The organism is Caldovatus sediminis (assembly GCF_014644455.1).
GTDB classification, from domain to species: Bacteria; Pseudomonadota; Alphaproteobacteria; order Acetobacterales; family Acetobacteraceae; genus Caldovatus; species Caldovatus sediminis.
Genome location: NZ_BMKS01000011.1, coordinates 24,811 through 45,057, shown reverse-complemented (window position 1 = coordinate 45,057; position 20,247 = coordinate 24,811). Strand labels below are relative to the sequence as shown.

The 20,247-nt window shown below is 74.8% G+C and carries 18 protein-coding genes; 10 read left to right on the top strand and 8 right to left on the bottom strand.

Annotated features, from left to right (window positions below; translation table 11 throughout):
• Nucleotides 1–170: 170 nt before the first annotated feature.
• Complete coding sequence (locus IEX99_RS16105; RefSeq protein WP_188902138.1) at nt 171–1,142, bottom strand: lysophospholipid acyltransferase family protein; 972 nt, start codon at nt 1,140–1,142, stop codon at nt 171–173.
• A 417-nt stretch (nt 1,143–1,559) separates the two neighbouring features.
• Here IEX99_RS16105 and IEX99_RS16100 point away from each other — a divergent pair, with 417 nt between their 5' ends.
• Nucleotides 1,560–2,000: a PRC-barrel domain-containing protein gene (locus IEX99_RS16100; RefSeq protein ID WP_188902136.1), complete on the top strand. Its 441-nt coding sequence runs from the start codon at nt 1,560–1,562 to the stop codon at nt 1,998–2,000.
• A 177-nt stretch (nt 2,001–2,177) separates the two neighbouring features.
• Complete coding sequence (gene dapB, locus IEX99_RS16095; RefSeq protein ID WP_188902134.1) at nt 2,178–2,957, top strand: 4-hydroxy-tetrahydrodipicolinate reductase; 780 nt, start codon at nt 2,178–2,180, stop codon at nt 2,955–2,957.
• A 140-nt stretch (nt 2,958–3,097) separates the two neighbouring features.
• Here dapB and IEX99_RS16090 read toward each other — a convergent pair whose 3' ends face one another.
• The 5 genes from IEX99_RS16090 to miaA all read right to left on the bottom strand — a co-directional run bounded on the left by IEX99_RS16090 (nt 3,098) and on the right by miaA (nt 9,504).
• A complete protein-coding gene (locus IEX99_RS16090; protein WP_188902132.1) occupies nt 3,098–4,681 on the bottom strand; it encodes a 2-isopropylmalate synthase in 1,584 nt (527 codons plus the stop codon).
• 314 nt (nt 4,682–4,995) lie between these two features.
• Nucleotides 4,996–6,012 carry a ketol-acid reductoisomerase gene (gene ilvC, locus IEX99_RS16085; RefSeq protein WP_188902130.1) on the bottom strand — a complete coding sequence of 339 codons (1,017 nt, stop codon included), beginning with the start codon at nt 6,010–6,012 and terminating at the stop codon, nt 4,996–4,998.
• 33 nt (nt 6,013–6,045) lie between these two features.
• Complete coding sequence (ilvN, locus tag IEX99_RS16080) at nt 6,046–6,570, bottom strand: acetolactate synthase small subunit (RefSeq protein WP_188902128.1); 525 nt, start codon at nt 6,568–6,570, stop codon at nt 6,046–6,048.
• A 79-nt stretch (nt 6,571–6,649) separates the two neighbouring features.
• Nucleotides 6,650–8,446, bottom strand: coding sequence for an acetolactate synthase 3 large subunit (locus IEX99_RS16075; protein WP_188902126.1), 1,797 nt, complete (start codon nt 8,444–8,446; stop codon nt 6,650–6,652).
• Between the two features lie 86 nt (nt 8,447–8,532).
• Entirely contained in the window at nt 8,533–9,504 is a 972-nt protein-coding gene (miaA, locus tag IEX99_RS16070) for a tRNA (adenosine(37)-N6)-dimethylallyltransferase MiaA (protein ID WP_188902124.1), read from the bottom strand.
• 26 nt (nt 9,505–9,530) lie between these two features.
• Between miaA and serB the strand changes: the two genes are divergently transcribed.
• The gene (gene serB, locus IEX99_RS16065; RefSeq protein ID WP_188902122.1) at nt 9,531–10,424 is read left to right on the top strand and encodes a phosphoserine phosphatase SerB; all 894 of its coding nucleotides are present in this window, start codon (nt 9,531–9,533) and stop codon (nt 10,422–10,424) included.
• Between the two features lie 242 nt (nt 10,425–10,666).
• Here serB and IEX99_RS16060 read toward each other — a convergent pair whose 3' ends face one another.
• Together IEX99_RS16060 and IEX99_RS16055 are read right to left on the bottom strand one after the other, a co-directional pair.
• The gene (locus IEX99_RS16060; protein WP_229678073.1) at nt 10,667–11,635 is read right to left on the bottom strand and encodes a hypothetical protein; all 969 of its coding nucleotides are present in this window, start codon (nt 11,633–11,635) and stop codon (nt 10,667–10,669) included.
• Between the two features lie 132 nt (nt 11,636–11,767).
• Nucleotides 11,768–13,417: a bifunctional metallophosphatase/5'-nucleotidase gene (locus tag IEX99_RS16055; RefSeq protein WP_188902120.1), complete on the bottom strand. Its 1,650-nt coding sequence runs from the start codon at nt 13,415–13,417 to the stop codon at nt 11,768–11,770.
• 220 nt (nt 13,418–13,637) lie between these two features.
• On the opposite strand from IEX99_RS16055, the gene IEX99_RS16050 reads away from it, so the two are divergent.
• The 7 genes from IEX99_RS16050 to IEX99_RS16020 all read left to right on the top strand — a co-directional run bounded on the left by IEX99_RS16050 (nt 13,638) and on the right by IEX99_RS16020 (nt 20,243).
• Entirely contained in the window at nt 13,638–14,546 is a 909-nt protein-coding gene (locus IEX99_RS16050; RefSeq protein ID WP_188902118.1) for a sulfite exporter TauE/SafE family protein, read from the top strand.
• A complete protein-coding gene (locus IEX99_RS16045; RefSeq protein WP_188902116.1) occupies nt 14,543–15,328 on the top strand; it encodes a TIGR02186 family protein in 786 nt (261 codons plus the stop codon). Before IEX99_RS16050 ends, IEX99_RS16045 begins: the two co-directional genes overlap by 4 nt.
• A gap of 5 nt (nt 15,329–15,333) precedes the next feature.
• Entirely contained in the window at nt 15,334–15,846 is a 513-nt protein-coding gene (locus IEX99_RS16040; protein ID WP_188902114.1) for a universal stress protein, read from the top strand.
• Between the two features lie 941 nt (nt 15,847–16,787).
• Entirely contained in the window at nt 16,788–17,237 is a 450-nt protein-coding gene (locus tag IEX99_RS16035; RefSeq protein WP_188902113.1) for a TonB-dependent receptor domain-containing protein, read from the top strand.
• Nucleotides 17,238–17,821: 584 nt separating this feature from the next.
• Nucleotides 17,822–18,394, top strand: coding sequence for a carboxymuconolactone decarboxylase family protein (locus tag IEX99_RS16030; RefSeq protein WP_188902111.1), 573 nt, complete (start codon nt 17,822–17,824; stop codon nt 18,392–18,394).
• A 5-nt stretch (nt 18,395–18,399) separates the two neighbouring features.
• Nucleotides 18,400–19,482: an acyl-CoA dehydrogenase family protein gene (locus IEX99_RS16025; RefSeq protein WP_188902109.1), complete on the top strand. Its 1,083-nt coding sequence runs from the start codon at nt 18,400–18,402 to the stop codon at nt 19,480–19,482.
• Complete coding sequence (locus IEX99_RS16020) at nt 19,479–20,243, top strand: ABC transporter ATP-binding protein (protein WP_188902108.1); 765 nt, start codon at nt 19,479–19,481, stop codon at nt 20,241–20,243. Before IEX99_RS16025 ends, IEX99_RS16020 begins: the two co-directional genes overlap by 4 nt.
• Nucleotides 20,244–20,247 lie beyond the last annotated feature (4 nt).

The window sequence follows — 20,247 nt, the reverse complement described above, 5'->3', positions numbered from 1 at the left end:
GACCGCCTCCGAGGGGGCGGGTCACGACGGGGGAGATGCGTTCCGCACGGGCCCGGGTCAAGCGATCCGGCGCGGGGCGTGGCGGCGTCCCATGGCGCGAATCCTCGGGGATGCGGCCCGCCCCGGTCAAGCGCCGAATTGCGCGGCCGTCGCCGGCCGCGGCTCCTCGGTCATTGCGCCGCTTCGGCGACGAGCCCGGCCGGCGCCGGGCGGCCGGCGACCGGCGGCGTCGGGCGCAGCGGGGCGACGGCGCGGTTCTGGCGCAGCGCCGCGGCGCCCTCGGCCACCACCTCGGCGACCGCGGTGGTCAGGGCCTTGCGGTCGGGGAAGGCGCGGGGGTCCACCGGCTCGTGCAGCAGCACCGTCGCGCGCGCGCCGCTGCGCCGCGCCAGGCGCCAGAGATGGGTGGCGATGTCCATGTCGCCGTACCAGGCGAAGAGCGGCCGGTCGCGCCGGCAGGCCGGCAGCCCGCCCAGCCGGTCGTAGACGAGCGAGACCGGCTGGACCTGCCGCGCCGCGTCGGCGACGGCGAGGAAGGAGGAGCGGAAGGGCAGGACGCGCGTGCCGTCGCTGCTCGTCCCCTCGGGGAAGAGGATCAGGCTGTCGCCGGCGGCGAGACGGGCGCGCATCTGCTCCGCCTCCGTGCCGGTCCGCCTGCGGTTGCGGCTGACGAAGACGGTGCGGCCGAGCCTGGCGACGGTGCTGACCAGCGGCCAGGTCCCGACCTCGGTCTTCGCCACGAAGCAGGCCTCCAGCACGCCGCCGAGCACCAGGATGTCGAGCCAGGAGGAATGGTTGGCGAGGTAGAGCACCGGCCGCGCCTCCGCCGCGGGGCGGCCGACGACCCGCACCTTCAGCCCGATCGCGCGGCACATCCCCGCCCAGTAGAGCCGGGGGAAGACGATCCGCCCGCGCCCCGGCAGCAGGAGGAGGAGGGCCTGGACGGGGATGCAGAGGGCGGTCAGCGCCAGCGCGAGGGCGATGCGCCGCACCGCGCGCAGCCGCCCGCCCTGCGGCCGCACATCGAGCACGTCCGACCAGGCGGCGCCGGGCAGCCAGGGGGTGAAGCGCAGCGGCTTGCGCCGGCGCAGCCGGCGGGGCCGGAGGGCCTCCTCGGGCGAGATGCGGGCGGCGGCGTCCATCTCGGCGGTGCGGGTCTTGGCGTGGCGCGGTGGGTAGCGGCGGGCGGCCGCGGAGTGGACCGGCCGGCGAAGGCGCGATCGGGCAGAGACGCAGGCCCGCCAATCCATCCCCCGCCGGCCCCGTCGGCCGGATCCGCTCTACCGCCGTCGGGGTGACGCGGCAATGACCGGACCGTGACAGGGCGGTGAAGGCTGCGGCCGGAGCGGTGGGGATGTCCCCCGGCCCCTGCTGCGCCTTCGGCGCGGGCCTCCGCCGTTCCGGCCGATTCGGCCATCCGGAACCCTGGCGGGGATGCGGCGTTTGCGTGGCATCCGCCGCATCCCCCCAGCGGCGGTCTCGGCAGGCGGCGGTGCGGAAGCGGTCCCATCCGTGCCGCCGCCCGCCCCCCTCTCCCCCCATCCCGACAGGAGACCCCCATGAGCGACCGGACAAGGTCCGGGGCCGGCGGCGCGCATGCCGCCGACGCCCCCCGCGACGCCCGCGGCGACGTGGCCCGCGACGAGACCGCCCGCCTGATCGCCGCCGACAAGGTCAACGGCACGGCGGTCTACGACCGCGCCGGCGAGCGGCTCGGCACCGTGTACGACGTCATGATCGACAAGGTCTCGGGCAAGGTCGCCTATGCCGTGATGAGCTTCGGCGGCTTCCTCGGCATCGGCGAGCGCTACCACCCGCTGCCGTGGTCGGTCCTCGACTGCGACACCGCCCTGGGCGGCTACGTGGTGGACCTCGACCGCCGCCGGCTCGAGGGCGCGCCGAGCTACGCGGCGAACGAGGACATCGACTGGAACGACCGCGCCTGGGGCCAGCGCGTGTCCGACTACTACGGCACGCGGCCCTACTGGGACGCGGCCTGAGCGGCCGGTCCGGGATCGGCTGGCGGGGGCGGGCCCGGGCGGGCCCGCCCCTTTCGCGTCCCGCCATGAAGAAGAGTTGATCGCGCCCGCGGCGGCGGCTTGACCGGGGGCGGGCCGGCGCGGAGTGTCGCGCCTCGACCGAGCGATCAGCACCAGCACGGGGAGGCCCGTCCCGCCATGTCCGTCCGCATCGGCATCGCCGGCATCGCCGGCCGCATGGGCAGGCTGCTGGCCGAGGAGGTGGTCGCCGCCGGCGCGACGCTGGTCGGGGGCACGATGCGTCCGGGCTCGACGCAGGCGCCGCCGCCGGGGATCACGGTGCTGCCCGACGCGGAGGCGCTGTTCGCGGCGAGCGAGGCGGTGATCGACTTCACCCACGGCTCCGCCGCCGCCACCCACGCCGCGCTGGCCGCCCGCACCGGCCGGCCGCTGGTGCTCGGCACCTCCGGCCTCTCGGCGGCGGACGAGGCGGCGGTGGTCGAGGCGGCGCGGCGCGCCCCGATCTGCTACGCGGCGAACTTCGCCCCGGGCGTGAACCTGGTTCTCGCCATCGCCGAGCGGATGGCGGCCGCCCTGCCGGCGGAGCAGTACGACGCCGAGATCGTCGAGATGCACCACCGCCAGAAGGTGGACGCGCCCTCCGGCACCGCGATCGCGCTCGGCCGCGCCGTGGCGCGCGGGCGCGGGACGACGCTCGAGGAGGTGGGCCGGGAGAGCGGGCGCGACGGCCACACCGGCGCGCGCCGGACGGGCGCGATCGGCTTCGCGGCGCTGCGCGGCGGCCAGGTGGTGGGCGAGCACACGCTGCTCTTCGCCGGGACGAGCGAGCACATCGCCCTCAGCCACCGCAGCTTCGACCGGCGGGTCTACGCGACGGGCGCGGTGCGCGCGGCGCTCTGGCTGATCGGGAAGCCGCCCGGCCTCTACGGGATGATGGACGTGCTCGAGATGGGGTGAAGCCCGGGCCGGCCGGGCTTCGCCCCGCGCGGCAGCCCTAGAGCCGATCGCGGACGGCCGGGAACAGCCGGGAGCGTGAATCGGCTCGGCAGACGACGAGCGAGAGCCGTTGCAGCGAGCACGGCCGAGCGAAAACGGCTCTAGGCCCGGAGCGCTGCCGGCGGCTCCGTCCGCAGCCGCTTCACCAGCAGCTTGTTGAGCGCGTGGACGTAGGCGCGGGCGGAGGCGACGATGGTGTCGCTGTCCGCGCCCTGGCCGTCCACCATCTTGCCGTTCTCCTCCAGCCGCACGGTCACGCGCGCCTGGGCGTCGGTGCCCTCCGTCACGCTCTGCACGGAGAAGAGCTTGAGCGTCGCCTCGTGCGGGAAGGCCTGGCGGATGGCGTTGAAGGTGGCGTCCACGGCGCCGTCGCCGGTCGCCACCCCCTCGGCGCGCGCGCCGTCCACCTCGAGCGCCAGGGTCGCGGTCGGGCGGGTGCCGAGGCCGGTCGCGACCGTCAGCGCGGCGAGCCGCACGCGGTCGTGCTGGCGGATCACCTCGTCGTCCACCAGGGCGACGATGTCCTCGTCGTAGACGACCTTCTTGCGGTCGGCGAGGTCCTTGAAGCGGCGGAAGGCGTCGTTGAGCTGGTTGTCGCCGATCCCCTCGTAGCCGAGCGCCTTCAGCTTGTCGCGGAAGGCGGCGCGGCCGGAGTGCTTGCCCATCACCAGCGAGGAGGTGGACCAGCCGACGCTCTCCGGCGTCATGATCTCGTAGGTGGACTTGTCCTTCAGCACGCCGTCCTGGTGGATGCCCGATTCGTGGGCGAAGGCGTTGCGGCCGACGATCGCCTTGTTGGGCTGCACGTCGAAGCCGGTGATGGTGGCGAGCAGCCTCGAGGTCCTGAGGATGTGCGGCGTGTGGATGTTGTTGCGGTAGGGCAGGGCGTCGCGGCGCGTGCGCAGCGCCATCACCACCTCCTCGAGCGAGGCGTTGCCGGCGCGCTCGCCGATGCCGTTGATGGTGGACTCCACCTGGCGCACGCCGGCGCGGATGGCGGCCAGCGTGTTGGCGACGGCGAGGCCGAGGTCGTTGTGGTTGTGCGCGGAGAGCACCACCTGGTCGGCGCCGGGCACGCGCTCGCGGATCATGGTGAAGATGCGCGCCATGTCCTCGGGCAGCGCGTAGCCGACGGTGTCGGGGATGTTGATGGTGGTGGCGCCGGCCTTGATCGCCGCCTCGACGCAGCGGCAGAGGAAGTCGGGCTCGGTGCGGCTGCCGTCCTCGGCCGACCACTCGACGTCGTCGGCGTGCTGGCGGGCGAGGGTGACGCTGCTGGTGACCAGTTCCAGCACCTCCTCCGGCTCCATGCGCAGCTTGACGCGCATGTGCAGCGGCGAGGTGGAGACGAAGGTGTGGATGCGCTTGCGCGCGGCGGGCCTCACCGCCTCCGCGGCGCGCAGGATGTCGGCGGGGGAGGTGCGGGCGAGGCCGCAGATCACCGGGCCGTCCTTGGCGAAGCGCTCGGCGATGGCGCGCACGCTCTCGAAGTCGCCGGGGGAGGCGATGGGGAAGCCGGCCTCCATCACGTCCACGCCGAGTTCGGCGAGCGCCTCGGCCATCCGCAGCTTCTCCTCGAGGTTCATGGAGAAGCCGGGCGACTGCTCGCCGTCGCGCAGCGTGGTGTCGAAGATGATGATGCGGTCGTCGGCGAGCGTGCCGAAGCTCGGGTGTTGGATGGGCATGGGTGGCGGTCCTTCGCGACTTGCCGTCTGAGTGAACGCAGGGGTTCCCAGGTTCCCCTGAGCGGTGCCGGCACGCGGCCGGACGTCACGCCCAGGGGCGGCTAAGTCGAAGGAGGAGGGGAAGGAGGGCGCGCGAGACCGGGCGCCGGACGGGAAGCCCGGCGGGCAGGCCGGCGAGGGTGGCGCGCGGAGACATCGTGGCGGGAGGGTAACGCGAGGCGGCGCGCGGGGCAAGCGCGGAGCGGGCGGAGCGCGCCGCCCGGCGGACCGGGCCTCCCCGCCCCGCGGAGGGGGAGGCCCGGCGGGGCGGAGCCTCAGTTCCGGCTCTTGTCCACCAGCGCGCCCTTCTTGATCCAGGGCATCATGGCGCGGAGCTTCTCGCCCACCTGCTCGACCGGGTGCTCGGCGAGGCGGCGGCGCATCGCCTTGAAGGACGCCTGGTTGACCTTGTTCTCCAGCATCCAGTCGCGGGCGAAGCGGCCGGACTGGATGTTCGCCAGCGCCTCGCGCATCGCCTTGCGGGTCTCGTCGGTGATGATCTTCGGGCCGGTGACGTACTCGCCGTACTCCGCGGTGTTGCTGATCGAGTAGTTCATGTTGGCGATGCCGCCCTCGTAGATCAGGTCCACGATCAGCTTCACCTCGTGGACGCACTCGAAGTAGGCCATCTCCGGCGCGTAGCCGGCCTCGACGAGGGTCTCGTAGCCGGCCTTCATCAGCTCGACGAGGCCGCCGCAGAGCACGGTCTGCTCGCCGAACAGGTCGGTCTCGCACTCCTCCCTGAAGGTGGTCTCGATCACGCCGGCGCGGCCGCCGCCGATGGCGCTCGCGTAGCTCAGCGCGATCTCGAGGGCGTTGCCGGAGGGGTTCTGGTGCACCGCGACCAGGCAGGGGACGCCGGCGCCGCGCTGGTACTCGCTGCGCACGGTGTGGCCGGGGCCCTTCGGCGCGATCATGAACACGTCGAGGTCGGCGCGCGGCTCGATCAGGTTGAAGTGGACGTTGAGGCCGTGCGCGAAGGCCAGCGCCGCGCCCTGCCTCATGTTCGGGCCGAGGTGGTCGCGGTAGAGGTCGCCCTGGCCCTCGTCCGGCGTCAGCACCATGACGACGTCGGCCCACTTCGCGGCCTCGGCCGGGCTAATCACCTTGAAGCCCGCGGCCTCCGCCTTCCCGGCGGAGCCGCCGGGGCGCAGGCCGATGGCGACCTCCTTCACCCCGGAGTCGCGCAGGTTCATCGCGTGGGCGTGCCCCTGGCTGCCGAAGCCGATCACGGCGACCTTCTTCGCCTTGATCAGGTTCACGTCCGCGTCGCGGTCGTAGTAGACGCGCATGGCTGGGCCCTTCCCCCTCTTCGCCGTGGATGGTCAGGAATGGATGCTGGCGGGGCCGCGCGCGATCGCGACCACGCCGGTGCGCGACACCTCCGCCAGACCCAGCGGGCGCATCAGCGCGATGAAGGCGTCGAGCTTGTCGCTCGATCCCGTCAGCTCGAAGACGAAGCTCCCGATCGTGGCGTCCACCACCGAGGCGCGGAAGGCGTCGGCGAGGCGCAGCGCCTCCAGCCGGTTCTCGCCCCGCCCCACCACCTTGATCAGCGCCATCTCGCGCGCGACGTGCGGCCCCTCGAGCGTCAGGTCCGCGACCTTGTGCACCGGCACCAGGCGGTCGAGCTGCGCCTTGATCTGCTCGATCACCATCTCGGTCCCCGAGGTGACGATGGTGATGCGCGAGATCCGCTTCGCCTCGTCCACCGGGGCGACGGTCAGGCTCTCGATGTTGTAACCGCGGCCGGAGAACAGGCCGACGACGCGGGCGAGGATGCCCGCCTCGTTCTCGACGAGGACGGCGATGGTGGCGGCGCGCGGGGCGGTGTCGGCGGGATCGGGCATGGGACGGATCGCGGGGGGCGTGTAGGGAAAAGGCGCGGGGCGGGCAAGCCGCCCCGCGGCGGGCGGGCGGCGGCGCCGCTCAGACCAGGACCTTCCCCTCGTCCGTCACCCCCGCGGCGCCGCCCTCCTGGTCGCGGCCGAGGATCATCTGGTTGTGCGGCGCGCCGGAGGGAATCATCGGGAAGCAGTTCTCCTCCTTGTCCACGCAGATGTCGGCGATCACCGGCCGGTCCACCGCCAGCATCTCGCGGATCACGCGGTCGAGGTCGTCCGCCGCCTCGGCGCGCAGGCCGACGGCGTGGAAGCTCTCGGCGAGCTTGACGAAGTCGGGGAGCGCGGCGGAGTAGCTCTCGCTGTAGCGGCCGCCGTGCAGCAGCTCCTGCCACTGCCGCACCATGCCCATGTACTCGTTGTTGAGGATGAACACCTTCACCGGCAGGCGGTACTGCGCGAGCGTGCCCATCTCCTGGATGTTCATCAGGATCGAGGCCTCGCCGGCGATGTCGATCACCAGCGCGTCCGGATGGGCGATCTGCGCCCCGACCGCGGCCGGCAGGCCGTAGCCCATGGTGCCGAGGCCGCCCGAGGTCAGCCAGCGGTTCGGCCTCTCGAAGCCGAAGAACTGCGCGGCCCACATCTGGTGCTGGCCGACCTCGGTGGTGATGATGGTGTCGCGCCCCAGCTCCCTCGTGATCTCGTAGAGCCGCTTCACCGCGTGCTGCGGCTTGATGATCCGCCCCTCCTGGCGGTAGCGCAGGCAGTCGCGCGCGCGCCACTCGTCGATCCGGCGCCACCAGCGGGTCAGCGCCGCCTTGTCCTGCGGCGTCTCGTCAGCCTTCCAGGCCTCGATCAGCGCCGCGAGCACGCGCGCGGCGTCGCCCACGATCGCCACGTCCACCTTGACGTTCTTGTTGATCGAGGAGGGGTCTATGTCGGCGTGGATCTTGCGCGAGCCCGGCGAGAAGTGCGCGAGGCTGCCCGTCACCCGGTCGTCGAAGCGCGCGCCGACGTTCAGCATCACGTCGCAGCCGTGCATCGCGAGGTTGGCCTCGTAGAGCCCGTGCATGCCGAGCATGCCGAGGAACTGCGGATCGCTCGCCGGGAAGGCGCCGAGCGCCATCAGCGTCGTCGTGCAGGGCATCCCCGTCATGCGCACGAACTCGGTGAGCAGCCGGCTCGCCTCCGGGCCGGAGTTGACCACCCCGCCGCCGGCGTAGACCACCGGCCGCTCGGCGCGCTTGAGCAGGGCGACGGCGCGGCGGATCGCCTCCGCGTCGGGCTCGGTCTGCGGCCGGTAGCTGCGGTGCGGCTCCGCCGGCGGGTCGGTGTAGGGCCCCTTGCCGATCAGGATGTCCTTCGGCAGGTCGATCACCACCGGCCCCGGCCGGCCGCTCTTCGCGACGTAGAAGGCCTCGTGCACCGTCGCGGCGAGGCGGCGGATGTCCTTGACCAGGTAGTTGTGCTTGGTGGCGGGGCGCGTGATGCCGGTGGTGTCCGCCTCCTGGAAGGCGTCGTTGCCGATCAGGTGGGTCGGCACCTGGCCGGTGAGGCAGACCACGGGGACCGAGTCCATCAGCGCGTCCACCAGGCCGGTCACGGCGTTGGTCGCGCCCGGGCCGCTGGTGACGAGCACGACGCCCACCTTGCCGGTGGAGCGCGCGTAGCCCTCGGCGGCGTGCACCGCGGCCTGCTCGTGGCGGACCAGGACGTGGCGGATCGCGTTCTGCTGGAACAGCGCGTCGTAGAGCGGCAGGACCGCGCCGCCGGGATAGCCGAAGATGACCTCTACGCCCTGCTCCTTCAGCGCGCGCAGGACGATCTCGGCGCCCGTCATGGTCCGGGCGTCGGCGGCGGTCGCGGGAGCGGTGGCGGACATGGGGGTTCCGGCTTTCCTCAAAACGGCGTGCGGCCGGGACGCGCCCCGGCCGGCGGCAAGAGCCTTATCCTCCTTGCTGCGGCGCGTCAACGCCGCGCGTCAATAAATTGCACGACCTCGCGCCATTTGCTTTCCGAAAATTGCTCCAGATCGGTGAATCGCGCATGGATCGTATGCGTATCGGACGGAGCGGCCAGCGGGTGGTGGCGGAACCAGGTCGCCTGCCGCTTGGTGTACCGCCCCATCGCCAGCACCGCCCGCCGCCCGGCCTCCTCGAGCGTGATCCGTCCGGCCAGATGGGCGGCGAGTTCCGGCACGCCGTGCGCCCGCATCGCCGGCAGCGCGGGATCGGGCCCGAGCGCGAGCAGCGCGCGCACCTCCTCGACCGCGCCCGCCGCCAGCATCGCCTCCCAGCGCGCCGTGATCGCCGCGCGCAGCGCCGGACGCGGCGGGTCGAGGAGCAGCGCGGCGAAGCGCCAGGGCGCCGGACCGGTCGTCGTCCCTTCCCGCTGCCAGGCGACGAGGCCCCGGCCGGTGCCGCGCCAGACCTCCCAGGCGCGGGCGATCCGCTGGCTGTCGGTGGGACGCAGCCGCGCCGCCGTCTCCGGGTCCTCCGCCGCCAGCCGGGCGTGCAGCGCCCGCGGCCCGATCGCGGCGAGCAGCCGGCGCGCCTCGGCCCGCGCCTCGTCGGGGATCGGGGGGATCTCGGCGAGCCCCGCGGTCAGCGCGTGGAAGAACAGCCCCGTTCCGCCGCACAGCATCGGCAGCCGCCCGGCCGACCGCGCCGCCTCCATCTCGGCGAGGGCGGTGCGGCGCCACCAGGCGACGCTCGCCGGCTCGGCCGCCGGGCGCACGCCGTAGAGGCGATGCGGCACGCGCGCCTCCTCCTCGGCGGTCGGGCGGGCGGTGAGGATGCGCAGCTCGCGGTAGAGCTGCATCGAGTCCGCATTGATCACGACGCCCCCGAGACGTTCCGCCAGCGCGAGAGCCAGCGCCGACTTGCCGCTCGCCGTCGGGCCGGCGATCAGGAGCGCGAAGGGAAGTTGTTGATCGCCCATTCGGGGACGGGCATACCCCCGGCCGCATGACGCCCCAAGTCCTCACCCTCGTCGCGCCGCCCGGCGGCCTCGCGGCGGCCCACATCGCACAGGTGCGCGAGGCGCTCCGCGCCCTCGGCGCCGAGACGGACGGGCCGGTCTGGCTCGCGCCGGACGAGGCCGCCGACCTGCCCTTCGAGAAGCTCGCCGCCGAGCAGGCGACCGCCGCGGCGCGCCGGGCGCTCGCTGCGGCTCCGGTGGACGCGATCGCGCAGCCTGCCGAGGGCCGGCGCAAGCGCCTGCTGGTGGCCGACATGGACAGCACCATCGTCACCACCGAGACGCTGGACGAGCTCGCCGCCCATGCCGGCCTCAAGGAGCGCGTCGCGGAGATCACGCGGCGCGCGATGAACGGCGAGCTCGACTTCCGGGCCGCGCTGGTCGAGCGCGTGGCGATGCTGGCGGGGCTGCCGCTCTCGGCCCTCGAGCGCACCTGGAAGGCCACCGCGATGACGCCGGGGGCGCGGGAGCTGGTCGCCACCATGCGTGCGCACGGGGCACGCTGCGTGCTGGTCTCCGGCGGCTTCACCTACTTCACGAGCCGCGTCGCCCGGAAGCTCGGTTTCCACGAGCACGTCGCCAACACCCTGCTCGACGACGGCCGGGCGCTGACGGGGCAGGTCGCCGAGCCGATCCTCGGGCGCGAGGCCAAGCTCGCGACGCTGAAGCGGGTCGCCGCGGAGCAGGGCCTGCCGCTGAGCGCGACGCTCGCGGTGGGCGACGGCGCGAACGACCTCGACATGCTTGCGGCCGCCGGCCTCGGCGTGGCGTTCCGCGCCAAGCCGATGGTGGCCGCCGCGGCGCGGGCGCGGGTGGACCACGCGGACCTGCGCGCGCTGCTGTTCGCGCAGGGATACCGCGCGGAAGAGTTGCGCCGCTAGGGCCGTTTCCCGCTCGGCTGCGCTCGCTGCGCGGCTACGGCTCGTTGTTTGGGGCAGATCCGCGCTCCCGGCCGCCGGCCGCTCGGGGCGGCCGGCGTTCCGGCGTCGCGCCGCCGCGAGGGGCCTGGCCCATCCTCGGCCTCTCCGCGCCGCTCACGCGGCGCGGCGTCACGGTGCGTCATGCCGCCGCGGCCATGGGATCGGCGTCAACCGCACCCCGCAAGCCCGCCGCGCGGGCCTCATCAGACGGCAGGGGCGGCGGGCGCCTGGCGCCGCGCCAGGATCCAGCGGACGTTGCGGGTGCCGATCCGTGCGCCGATCACCGCCGCCGCGGCGCCGAGCAGCATGGCGGCGAAGATCCAGTAGGCGGCGATCGCGGTCCCGGTGGCCGCGACGTCGGCCGCCTCGCGCGCCAGCCGCTCGGCCTCGCCCGCGGTCTGGGCGACCTGGCGCTCCGCCTCCTGCAGACGCGCCTGCGCCTCCTCAAGGCTGAGGTTGTATTCGGCGGCGACGAGTCGGGCGAGGCGGTCGCGGTCGGCCTGCGGCAGCGGCCCGGCCGTCGTGGCGCTGCGCATGAGGATCTGCGCGATCTCCGCGTTGCGCTGCTCGCTCGTCATCTGCGCGGGGTCGCCGCCGGCGCCGCGCAGCGCCGCATGCGCGCGCTCGACGACGCGCCGCGGGTCGAGGGCGGTCTCGTCGGCGAGCGCCCGCGCCGTCTCGCCGACCGCCACCCCGGCGCCGCGCGCCGCGCCGCCGAGCACGGTGGTCACGCCCTGGAACGCAGTGCCTGCCGTGCCGGCGACGACGTTGCCGAGCAGCACCGCCGAGATCAGGTAGGCGACCGCCCAGACCGACAGCCCGTGCAGCACGCCGTCGGTGTCGTCCGCGGTGCCGGAGAGCCGCGCCGCGACATAGCCGCCGACGGCAAGGCCGATCAGATTGGCGAGCAGCAGCCAGACGCCGGTGGCGATGCCGAAAGTGGCGGCCGCGGGGGTCTCGCCGGGCACCATCGCGTCGATCGCGCTGACGCCGACCGCGAGGCCGAGGATGTTCAGCATCGCGCCGACGGCGACGGCGACGACGGCCCCGGCGAACACGGCCCCCCAAGAGATCCGCGACGGCAGGCTGGGCGCCCCCTCCGGCACCGCCACCTCCGCCGTGGCGGGCCCCTGCCCCGGCGTCGTCGTGCCGGCGCCGATACGGTTCTGCATGGCTCGATCCTCCGGTCCGGACTCGAGCCCGCAACGCGGCGTTGCGCGCAAGGTTTGGACCGCGACCGCATCCTCCGGCCGGTCCGCCGCGGCCGCCCCGCGGGGCCCGCCCCGGGGCGGCGGCGCGGGGGCTCAGCGCGACGCCGCGATCCGCCCGTCCGTGCGCGGCGCCAGCGGCGAGCGCGCGGCGAGGTAGGGCGCCACCGCCTCCTTCATCGGCGGCCCGTCGTCGTAGGCGTCGAGGGCGCGGTCGCGCAGAACGGCGTAGCCGTCGCCGCCCCGGCGCAAGTAGCTGTGGGTGACGATGCGGTAGACCCGCTCCGGGTCGAGCGGGACGAAGCGGCCGGTCCCCCGCTCGGCGACCTCCACCGCCTCGACCCGCCGCCCCGGGGGCGCCGCGGGGTTCCAGCGGAGGCGCAGCCCCGCGACCTGCGGGAACCGGCCGGAGGGGGCCGGCGCGCCGGAGAGGCCGTTCTCCAGCGCGGCGCGCAGGTCGGCGCCGCGCAGGCGCAACACCGCCAGCGTGTTGCCGAAGGGCAGCACGGTCAGCAGGTCGCCGAGGCTCACCGCGCCTTCCGGCAGCCCGGCACGCATCCCGCCGCCGTTGTGGAGGGCAACCTCGGCGGTCGGCGCGGCGGCAAGCATCGCCTCGGCGAGCAGGTCGCCGAGCGCGCACTCGCCACTGCGGCAGCCGCCGATGCCGAAGGCGGCGGCCGTGCGCGCGACGGGCCGCCGCCGCGTCTCCTCGAGCGGCGCGGCAAGCCGGGCGACGAGGCCGGCGACCGCGGCGTCCTCCGGCGCGTCCGGGCCGACCGGCCGGCACGCCCCGCCATGCGCCGCCACCCTGCCGTCCGGCGCCAGGTCGAGGTCGAGCCGACCGAGCCAGCGCCCGAAGGCGCCGGCCTGGACGATGCGCACCGGGCGGTCCGGCCCGTCCACCACCAGCGGATGCGGTCCCGCCGCCTCCGGCAGCCCGTCGGCGAGCAGGGTGTGGGAATGTCCGCCGATGATCACGTCGATCCCGCGCACCCGCCCGGCGAGACGCCGATCCGCGGCGAGGCCGCAGTGCGACAGCAGCACCACCGTGACCGGCCCCGCGCCGCCGGCCGAGCGCGCCATGGCCGCCGCGCGCTCGGCCGCCGCCTCCGGATCGGTGAAGCGCAGCCGCGGACCGGGGGAGGAGATGTTCGGCGTGTCCTCGGTGATCAGGCCGATCAGGGCGATGCGGGCGCCGCCGCGCCCGAACAGCCGCCCGGCTTGGATCCGCCCGTCGAGCGCCGGCTCGGCGCCGGTGTCGAGGTTGGCGGCGAGCAGCGGGAAGGGCGCGGCGGCGGCGAAGCGGGCGAGGTTCTCGGGCCCGTTGTCGAACTCGTGGTTGCCGGGCGCCATCGCCTCGCAGCCCCAGGCCCGCATCACCGCGAGCTCCGCCTCGCCGCGGTAGTGGGTGTAGAACAGGCTGCCCATGAACTGGTCGCCCGCGTCGAAGGCGAGCGGCGCGCGCCCCTCCGCCGCGGCGGCGCGGCGCGCGGCGGCGACGGCGCCGGCCAGCCGCGGGCTGCCGCCGAGGCAGGCGGCGGCGTCCGCGTCGGCCCGGCAGCCCGCGGCGCTCCGCGCTTCCACCGGCTCGTGGCGCGAATGGAAGTCGTTGAGGTGGATCAGCGACACGCGCGCGGCGGCCTCCGCGGCGGGGCGCCGGATCGCCGGCAGGGCGAGCGCGGCGGCCGCGGCGGCGCCGCGGAGCAGCGCGCGGCGCGTGGGCGGCGTGACGGACGGGCTCGTCATGGCGCGGCGATGGTAGCGCCGCGCGGCCGCGCCGTCGCCACAATCGCGCGCATCCTGGGGCGCGGCGTCGCGGCGCCTCGGCAACGCCCGCGCGGAATCGCGGCGGGCGCGCCGTCGCGCGGCGCCGCCGCCCCTTGCGCGGGGTGGCGTCCCGGGCCAAACCCCGGCCGCCACCCCGAACCGAAGCGAAGCCGGAACAGCGGGCGAGAAGGCGCGCGCGATGCAGGTCTACCTGCCGATCGCCGAGATGTCGGTGGATGCCCTGCTCCTGCTCGGCATCGGCTTCGGCGTGGGCTGGCTGTCCGGCATGTTCGGCGTCGGCGGCGGCTTCCTGCTGACGCCGCTGCTGATCCTGATCGGCATCCCGTCGGCGGTGGCGGTGGCCTCGGGCGCCAACCAGACGCTCGGCGCCTCGGTCTCCGGGCTGATCGCGCAGTGGCGGCGCGGCAACGTGGACTGGCGCATGGGGCTGGTGCTGGTCGCCGGCGGCTTCGCCGGGTCGGCGGCCGGCGTGCAGTTCTTCGTGCTGCTGCGCCGGCTCGGCCAGGTCGATCTGGTGGTGGCGCTGTTCTACATCGTCGTGCTCGGCACCGTCGGCGCGCTGATGGTGATGGAGAGCGTGCGCGCGATCCTGCGCCGGCGCCGCGCCGCCCCGGCCCGGCTGCACGAGCACACCTGGCTGCACGGCCTGCCGTTCAAGATGCGGTTCCGCAAGTCGCGGCTCTACATCTCGGTCGTGCCGCCGCTGGTGGTGGGCTTCGCGATCGGCGTGCTCTCGGCCGTGATGGGCGTGGGCGGCGGGTTCATGCTGGTGCCGGCGATGATCTACGTGCTCGGCATGCCGACCGGGGTGGTGATCGGCACCTCGCTGTTCCAGGTGGTGTTCGTCACGGCCAACGCGACGCTGCTGCACGCCGTGCAGACCGGCGCGGTGGACATCGTGCTGGTGCTGATCCTGCTCGCCGGCGGCGTGGCGGGCGCGCAGTTCGGCGCCGCCATGGGCACGCGGCTGCGCGGCGAGGAGACGCGCGCCCTGCTCGGGCTGATGGTGCTCGCGGTGGCGGGGAGCCTGCTCTGGGACCTCGTGCGCCCGCCGCCGAGCCTGTTCGCGATCGCGCCGCTGCCATGAGGCGCGCGGCGATCGGGCTGGCGCTCCTGCTCGGCGCCGCGCTGGGGGGGCTCGCGCCGCCGATCGCGCGGGCGCAGCCCCCCGCGGCGCCCGCCCTCGCGGTGCCGCCGCTGGTGGCGGAGCTGTCGCAGCGCCGGATCGAGATCACCACGGGCTTCACCGGCGCCGACATCCTCGTCTTCGGCAGCACCGAACGGCTGATCGGCGAGGCCTCCGACGAGGTGCTGGTGGTCGCCACCGGCCCGCCGCAGCCGATGGTGGTGCGGCGCAAGATCAGGGTCCTCGGCTTCTGGATGAACGGGCCCTCGGCGACCTTCCCCCAGGTGCCGGGCTTCTACGCCATCGCCGGCACCCGCCCGGCCTGGCAGATGCTGCCCGAGGACGTGCGCCAGTCGGGCCGGCTCGGCCTCGATGCGCTGCCGCTGCGCGCGCTCGGCGCCCAGGGTCCGGCGTTCCGTGCCGCGCTGCTGGAACTCAAGAAGGGCGCCGGGCTTTGGGTCGAGGACACGGCGCCGGTCGAGGTTTCGGGCGGACGGCTGTTCCACGTGCGGGTGCCGCTGCCGGCGACCGTGACGCCCGGCACCTACCGGGTCGAGGTCCTGCTGGTGCGCGCCCGCCGCATCGTCGCCCGCCAGGAGCTCGACTTCGAGGTGGTGCGCGTGGGCGCGGCGGCGCGCATCGCCGATGTCGCGGACACCGCCCCGCTGCTCTACGGTCTGACCTGCATCGTGCTCGCTGGGCTGGCCGGGTGGCTCGGCAGCGTGCTGTTCCGGAGGAGCTGAGACCCATGCCCGCCGAACCGACCGAGGAGGCCGTCGCCGCCCGCGAGCCGGCGAAGCGCGACCGGGTGTTCCTGGTGGTGGTGGACGACAGCCCCGAGCGCGCGGTGGCCCTGAAGTACGCCTGCCTGCGCGCCCGCAAGGGCGGAGGGCGCGTCGCGCTGCTCCGCGTGATCGAGCCGGTCGGCCTCGTCGAATGGGCCGGCGTCGGCGCGATGATGCAGGAGGAGCGCCGCGCCGAGGCGGAGAAGCTGCTCTCCGCCCTCGCCGCCGAGGTGCAGGAGATCACCGGCGGCTACCCGATCCTGCTGATCCGCGAGGGCGATCCGCGCGAGGAGCTGCTGGCGCTGCTCGAGGAGGACCCCCGCATCTCCGTGCTGGTGCTGGCGAGCGGCGCGGGGCTCGGCGGGAAGGACCCGCTGATCACCGCGCTGACCGGCCGCTATGCGAGCCGGCTGACCGTGCCGATGACCATCGTGCCGGGGACGCTGGACGACAAGGAGCTCGACCGGGTGACATGAGCCGGCCGGACTGCGGTCGGGCGCGGTGCCGGGCGGCGGCTGCCCCGGGTGGCGGGCCGCGACGGGGACGGCCGATCGCGGCCGGCCGCGAAGGCGGGCGGCCCGGCGATCGTCCGGCCGTTCCCCGGCGCCTTCGACGGCCGCGCCGAGCGCATCCGGAACCGGATCGCGGAGCCGGCGAGGCCTGGCCGCCATCGGCGCGCGCCGCCGGGCGCGAGGGGCGGCCTCCTCCTGCCGGCACCGCCTCCTGGCCGGGCGCGGCGCGTGGTGGCCGGGCTGCCCCACGCCTCGCCGATGCCGGCGCGACGGCCCTAGGGCGATATCGCCCCCGGCCCGTCGCGCCCGCCCGACGCCGTATCGGCGGGAGGGCGACGCGGCCGCTTTGGCCCGGCCCGTTGCGCGACCGGCGGCGCGATGCAAGGCCCCGAACACGATGCGAAGGGTCGAAGAGGCGTGCGCGTAAGCCTCGCGCCGTGGCGCAGGCACCAGCGTGTCTCGGACCGAACCTGTGGCATAGGCAGGGTTGGGTTGTCGCGGCCTGCGGCCCGGGACCGTGGCTCGGCCACGACGACCGGCGACGGGATCGCCCTTCGCGAGATGGCGGAGAAGGGCTTCGATGCGACCCTCCTCCGCGACATGACCGGCGTCGTCGCGCGGCGCCTGCAGTACGAGTTCCCGGAGGTCCCGCCCACCCCCGATGCCGGCGTCTTCGGGCAGACGCTGCGCATCTTCGCGGTCGGGCATGCCTTCGAGGACCTGGCGATCGGCCGGCTGCGGCGCGCCGGCTTCGACCTGCGCACCCGCAACCACCCCGGCGAGCGGTTGCCCCGCGTCGCGATGGCGGGCGAGGCGCTGCCCGACGGGCTCGGCCGCTTCGAGACCTTCGGCCTGCGCCACGAACTGCTCGCCGGCTTCGAGATGGCCGCGGATCCTCCGAAGCCGTGCGCCTCGGCCAGACCGGCGGGCCCAACGCCAACCTGCCGTTCCCGGACCGCTGCGCCACCGGCAACATCGTGCAGACCGTCACTTCTGACACCAGGACGGTGGCCAATACCCTCGCCTTCCATGCCGTGGACCGCATCCATGTCGGCAGGATGTTCGAGCTTGTCCTCGGCGGCCGCCGGGACAACTTCGAGGCCGAGCACCACAACCGCGCCACCCGCCAGCGCTTCGGGCGCACCGATATCGAGTTCGCCTGGCGCGCCGCCTTCGTCTTCAAGCCCACCAGCACCGTCCGCACCGATGCCGCGGCGGGCACCTCCTTCAACCCTTCGGCCGAATCCCTCGCCCTCCCGGCCAACGACGCCAACCTGGCGCCCGAGACGGCATCGTGCGGGTGGATGGGTTCGAGGTCTCGGCTACCGGCCGCATCCCCGAGAACCGGAACCTGATCGCGGACTACACGCGGCTCGAATCGGAGATCGTCCGTTCGAAAAACCGCGCCGAGGCGGGGCGCCAGTTCGCCGATGTCGCCCCCGACACCCTCTCGCCCCGGACCACTTGCAACCTGCCCCATGGCGTGCAGATCGGTGGCGGCGCACCTTCGTGGACCGTCGCGACGGCAACACGACCAACGCGGTCCGAGTGCCAAGCTATCTCCGCTACGACGCCGCCGTCCCCTGGGAGGGGGGACGGACCGATGCGCGGCCTGCGCTTCCGGCGCAAGGCGCTGAACCTCGGCGATGCGCCGATGCCGGACGGCCGGGAGCGCGGATCGGCTCGACAAACGGCGGGCGAGGGCCGTTGCGGCGAGCGCGGCCGAGCAGAACGGCGCTGCCCGCTCCGGCGGCTGCCGTGCTGCTGACGTGTGGCCGCCCAGCGGGCGACGGCGTGCTCCGCGCCTCGCCGCCGGGGCGACGGGGCTGTCGGGAGTCGGGCAAATCATGAAAAAGTTTCGTTTTTTGTCCTGAACGATTGCCCGGTCTTAGAAAAAGATTCTATTTCCAGAGGCTCCCCTGCCGCGACGGAGACGCCCATGCCCCGCCTGCCCCTCCTCGGCCCCGCCGATGCCCCCGCCGAGGCGCGCGAGCGCCTCGCCGCCGCCGAACAGGCCAACGGCTTCCTGCCCAACCTGCTGCGAGTGCTCGCCAATGCGCCGGTGGCGCTCGAGGCCTATCAGACCCTCTCGGGCATCAATGCCCGCGCCGGCCTCTCGCTTGCGGAGCGCGAGGCGGTGCAGATCACCGCCGCCGCCACCCATGGCTGCGGCTTCTGCGTCGCCGGCCACACCGCCATCGCCACCAGGAAGGCCGGGCTCGACGCCGCCGATATCGAGGCGCTGCGCGTCCTCGCTCCCCCGGCCGATCCGCGCCTCGCCGCCGTCGCCGCCTTCACCGCCGCGGTGATCCGCCGCCGCGGCCGCGTGACCGAGGCCGAGCTTGCCGCCTTCCGCGCCGCCGGCTTCACCGAGGCCCATGCGCTCGAGGTCGTGCTCGGCGTGGCGCTCGCCACCCTCTGCAATTTCGCCAACAACCTCGCCGATCCGCCGCTGAACGCCGAGCTCGAGGCCTTCCGCTGGGCCGGCGTGCCGCGCCTCGCCGCGGAGTAGGCGGAATGGGCGTCACGCTCGATCCCGCGCTCGGCGGCTGGCTGGCGGCGGCCGCACCCGGCCTCGATGACGGCTCGGCCGATCCGGAGGCGGTGCTGCGCCGGCTTGCGGGGGCGGGGCTCTTCGCGCTCGGCGTGCCGCGCGCCGAGGGCGGCGCCGGCGGGTCGGTGACCGAGGCGGTGGAGGCCATCGCTGCCGTCTCCTGGCACTCCATGGCCGCCGGCTTCCTCTTCTGGAGCCAGCGGACCTTCATCGAATACCTGCTGCAGAGCCCGAACGCGGCGCTGCGCGTGCGCCTGCTGCCCGACCTGCTCGCCGGCCGCGTCGCCGGCGCGACCGGCCTGTCCAACGCCATGAAATTCCTCTCGGGCCTCGAGGAGCTGCAGGTCACGGCCCGCCCCGAAGCCGCGGGATGGCGGATCGAGGGCCGGCTGCCCTGGGTGACGAACCTTGCCCCCGGCGGCTTCCATGTCGCCGCCGCCGTCGCGCTGCCGGGTGCGGCGCCCTTCATCGCCGCGCTGCCGCACGACCTGCCGGGCCTGGTCCGCTCTCCCGATCTCGAGCTGATGGGCATGCGCGCCACCGCCACCGCGGCGATCGCGCTGCACGGGACACCGGTCGGCCCCCAGCACGTGCTGCATGCGGATGCCGTGCGCTGGCTGCCGCAGGTGCGCCCGGCCTTTCTCGGCCTGCAATGCGGCATGGCGATCGGCCTCGCCCGCCGCGCCCTGGCCGAGGCCGCGGGCCATGCCGGCCCGGCGCGGGAGGTGCTGCGCCCCGCGCGCGAAGGCCTCGCCGCGGCGCTCGCGGGGCAGGAGCGCGCGCTGCGCGAGGGGCTCGCGCAGGGGCTGTTCCACGCCGATGCGGCGGCGCTGTTCCGCATCCGCATCGCGCTCGCCGGCCTCGTGGCCGAGGCGGTGCGGCTCGAACTCCAGGCTTCGGGCGGGCGCGCCTATCTGCGGCCGCAGGGCGAGGGCTTCGCCCGCCGCTGGCGCGAGGCCGCCTTCGTGCCGGTGATCACGCCGAGCCTGACGCAGCTCGAGGCCGCGCTCGCCGCCGCCGAGGGCCGCCGGGAGCGGGCGGCATGAGCGAGGCGCTGCGCGCCGAGGGCCTCGCATTGCATCATCCGGGCCAGGCGCAGCCGGTGCTCGCGGACTTCGATCTCGGCCTCGCCCGCGGCGAGGTGGTGGCGGTGCTGGGGCCGAGCGGGGTCGGCAAGTCGAGCCTGCTGCGCGCCCTGGCCGGCCTCGTGCCGCCGAGCGCGGGGCGGGTGCTGGTGGGTGGCGTGCCGCTCGTCGCGCCGCATCCGCGCGTGGCCATCGCCTTCCAGGACCCCTGCCTGCTGCCTTGGCTCACCCTGGAGGAGAATGTCGCCTTCGGGCTCGACTTCCGCGGCCAGGAACGGCGCAGCCGCGCCGAGCGCGCGGCCCGGGTGGCGGCCGCAATCGCCGCGGTCGGCCTGTCCGCCGCGCGCCGCCGCCGGCCGGCCGAACTCTCGGGCGGCATGGCGAGCCGCGCCGCGCTGGCCCGCTGCCTCGCCCGCGCGCCCGAGGTGCTGCTGCTCGACGAACCCTTCGGCGCGCTGGACGAGGTGACGCGCGGCGAGATGCAGCGTCTGCTCGGCAGGCTCGTCGCCGCCTCGGGCGTCGCCGCGCTGCTCGTCACCCACGACATCGACGAGGCGCTGCTGCTCGCCGACCGCGTGATCCTGCTCGGCGGCGCCCCCGCGCGCATCGCCGGGAGCTGGACGGTGGATCTGCCGCGCCCGCGCGAGGATCTGCTCGCCGAGCTCGGCGCGCTGCGCGTGGAGATCCTGCGCACCCTGCGCACCACCCTCCGCCGCCACTGAACGG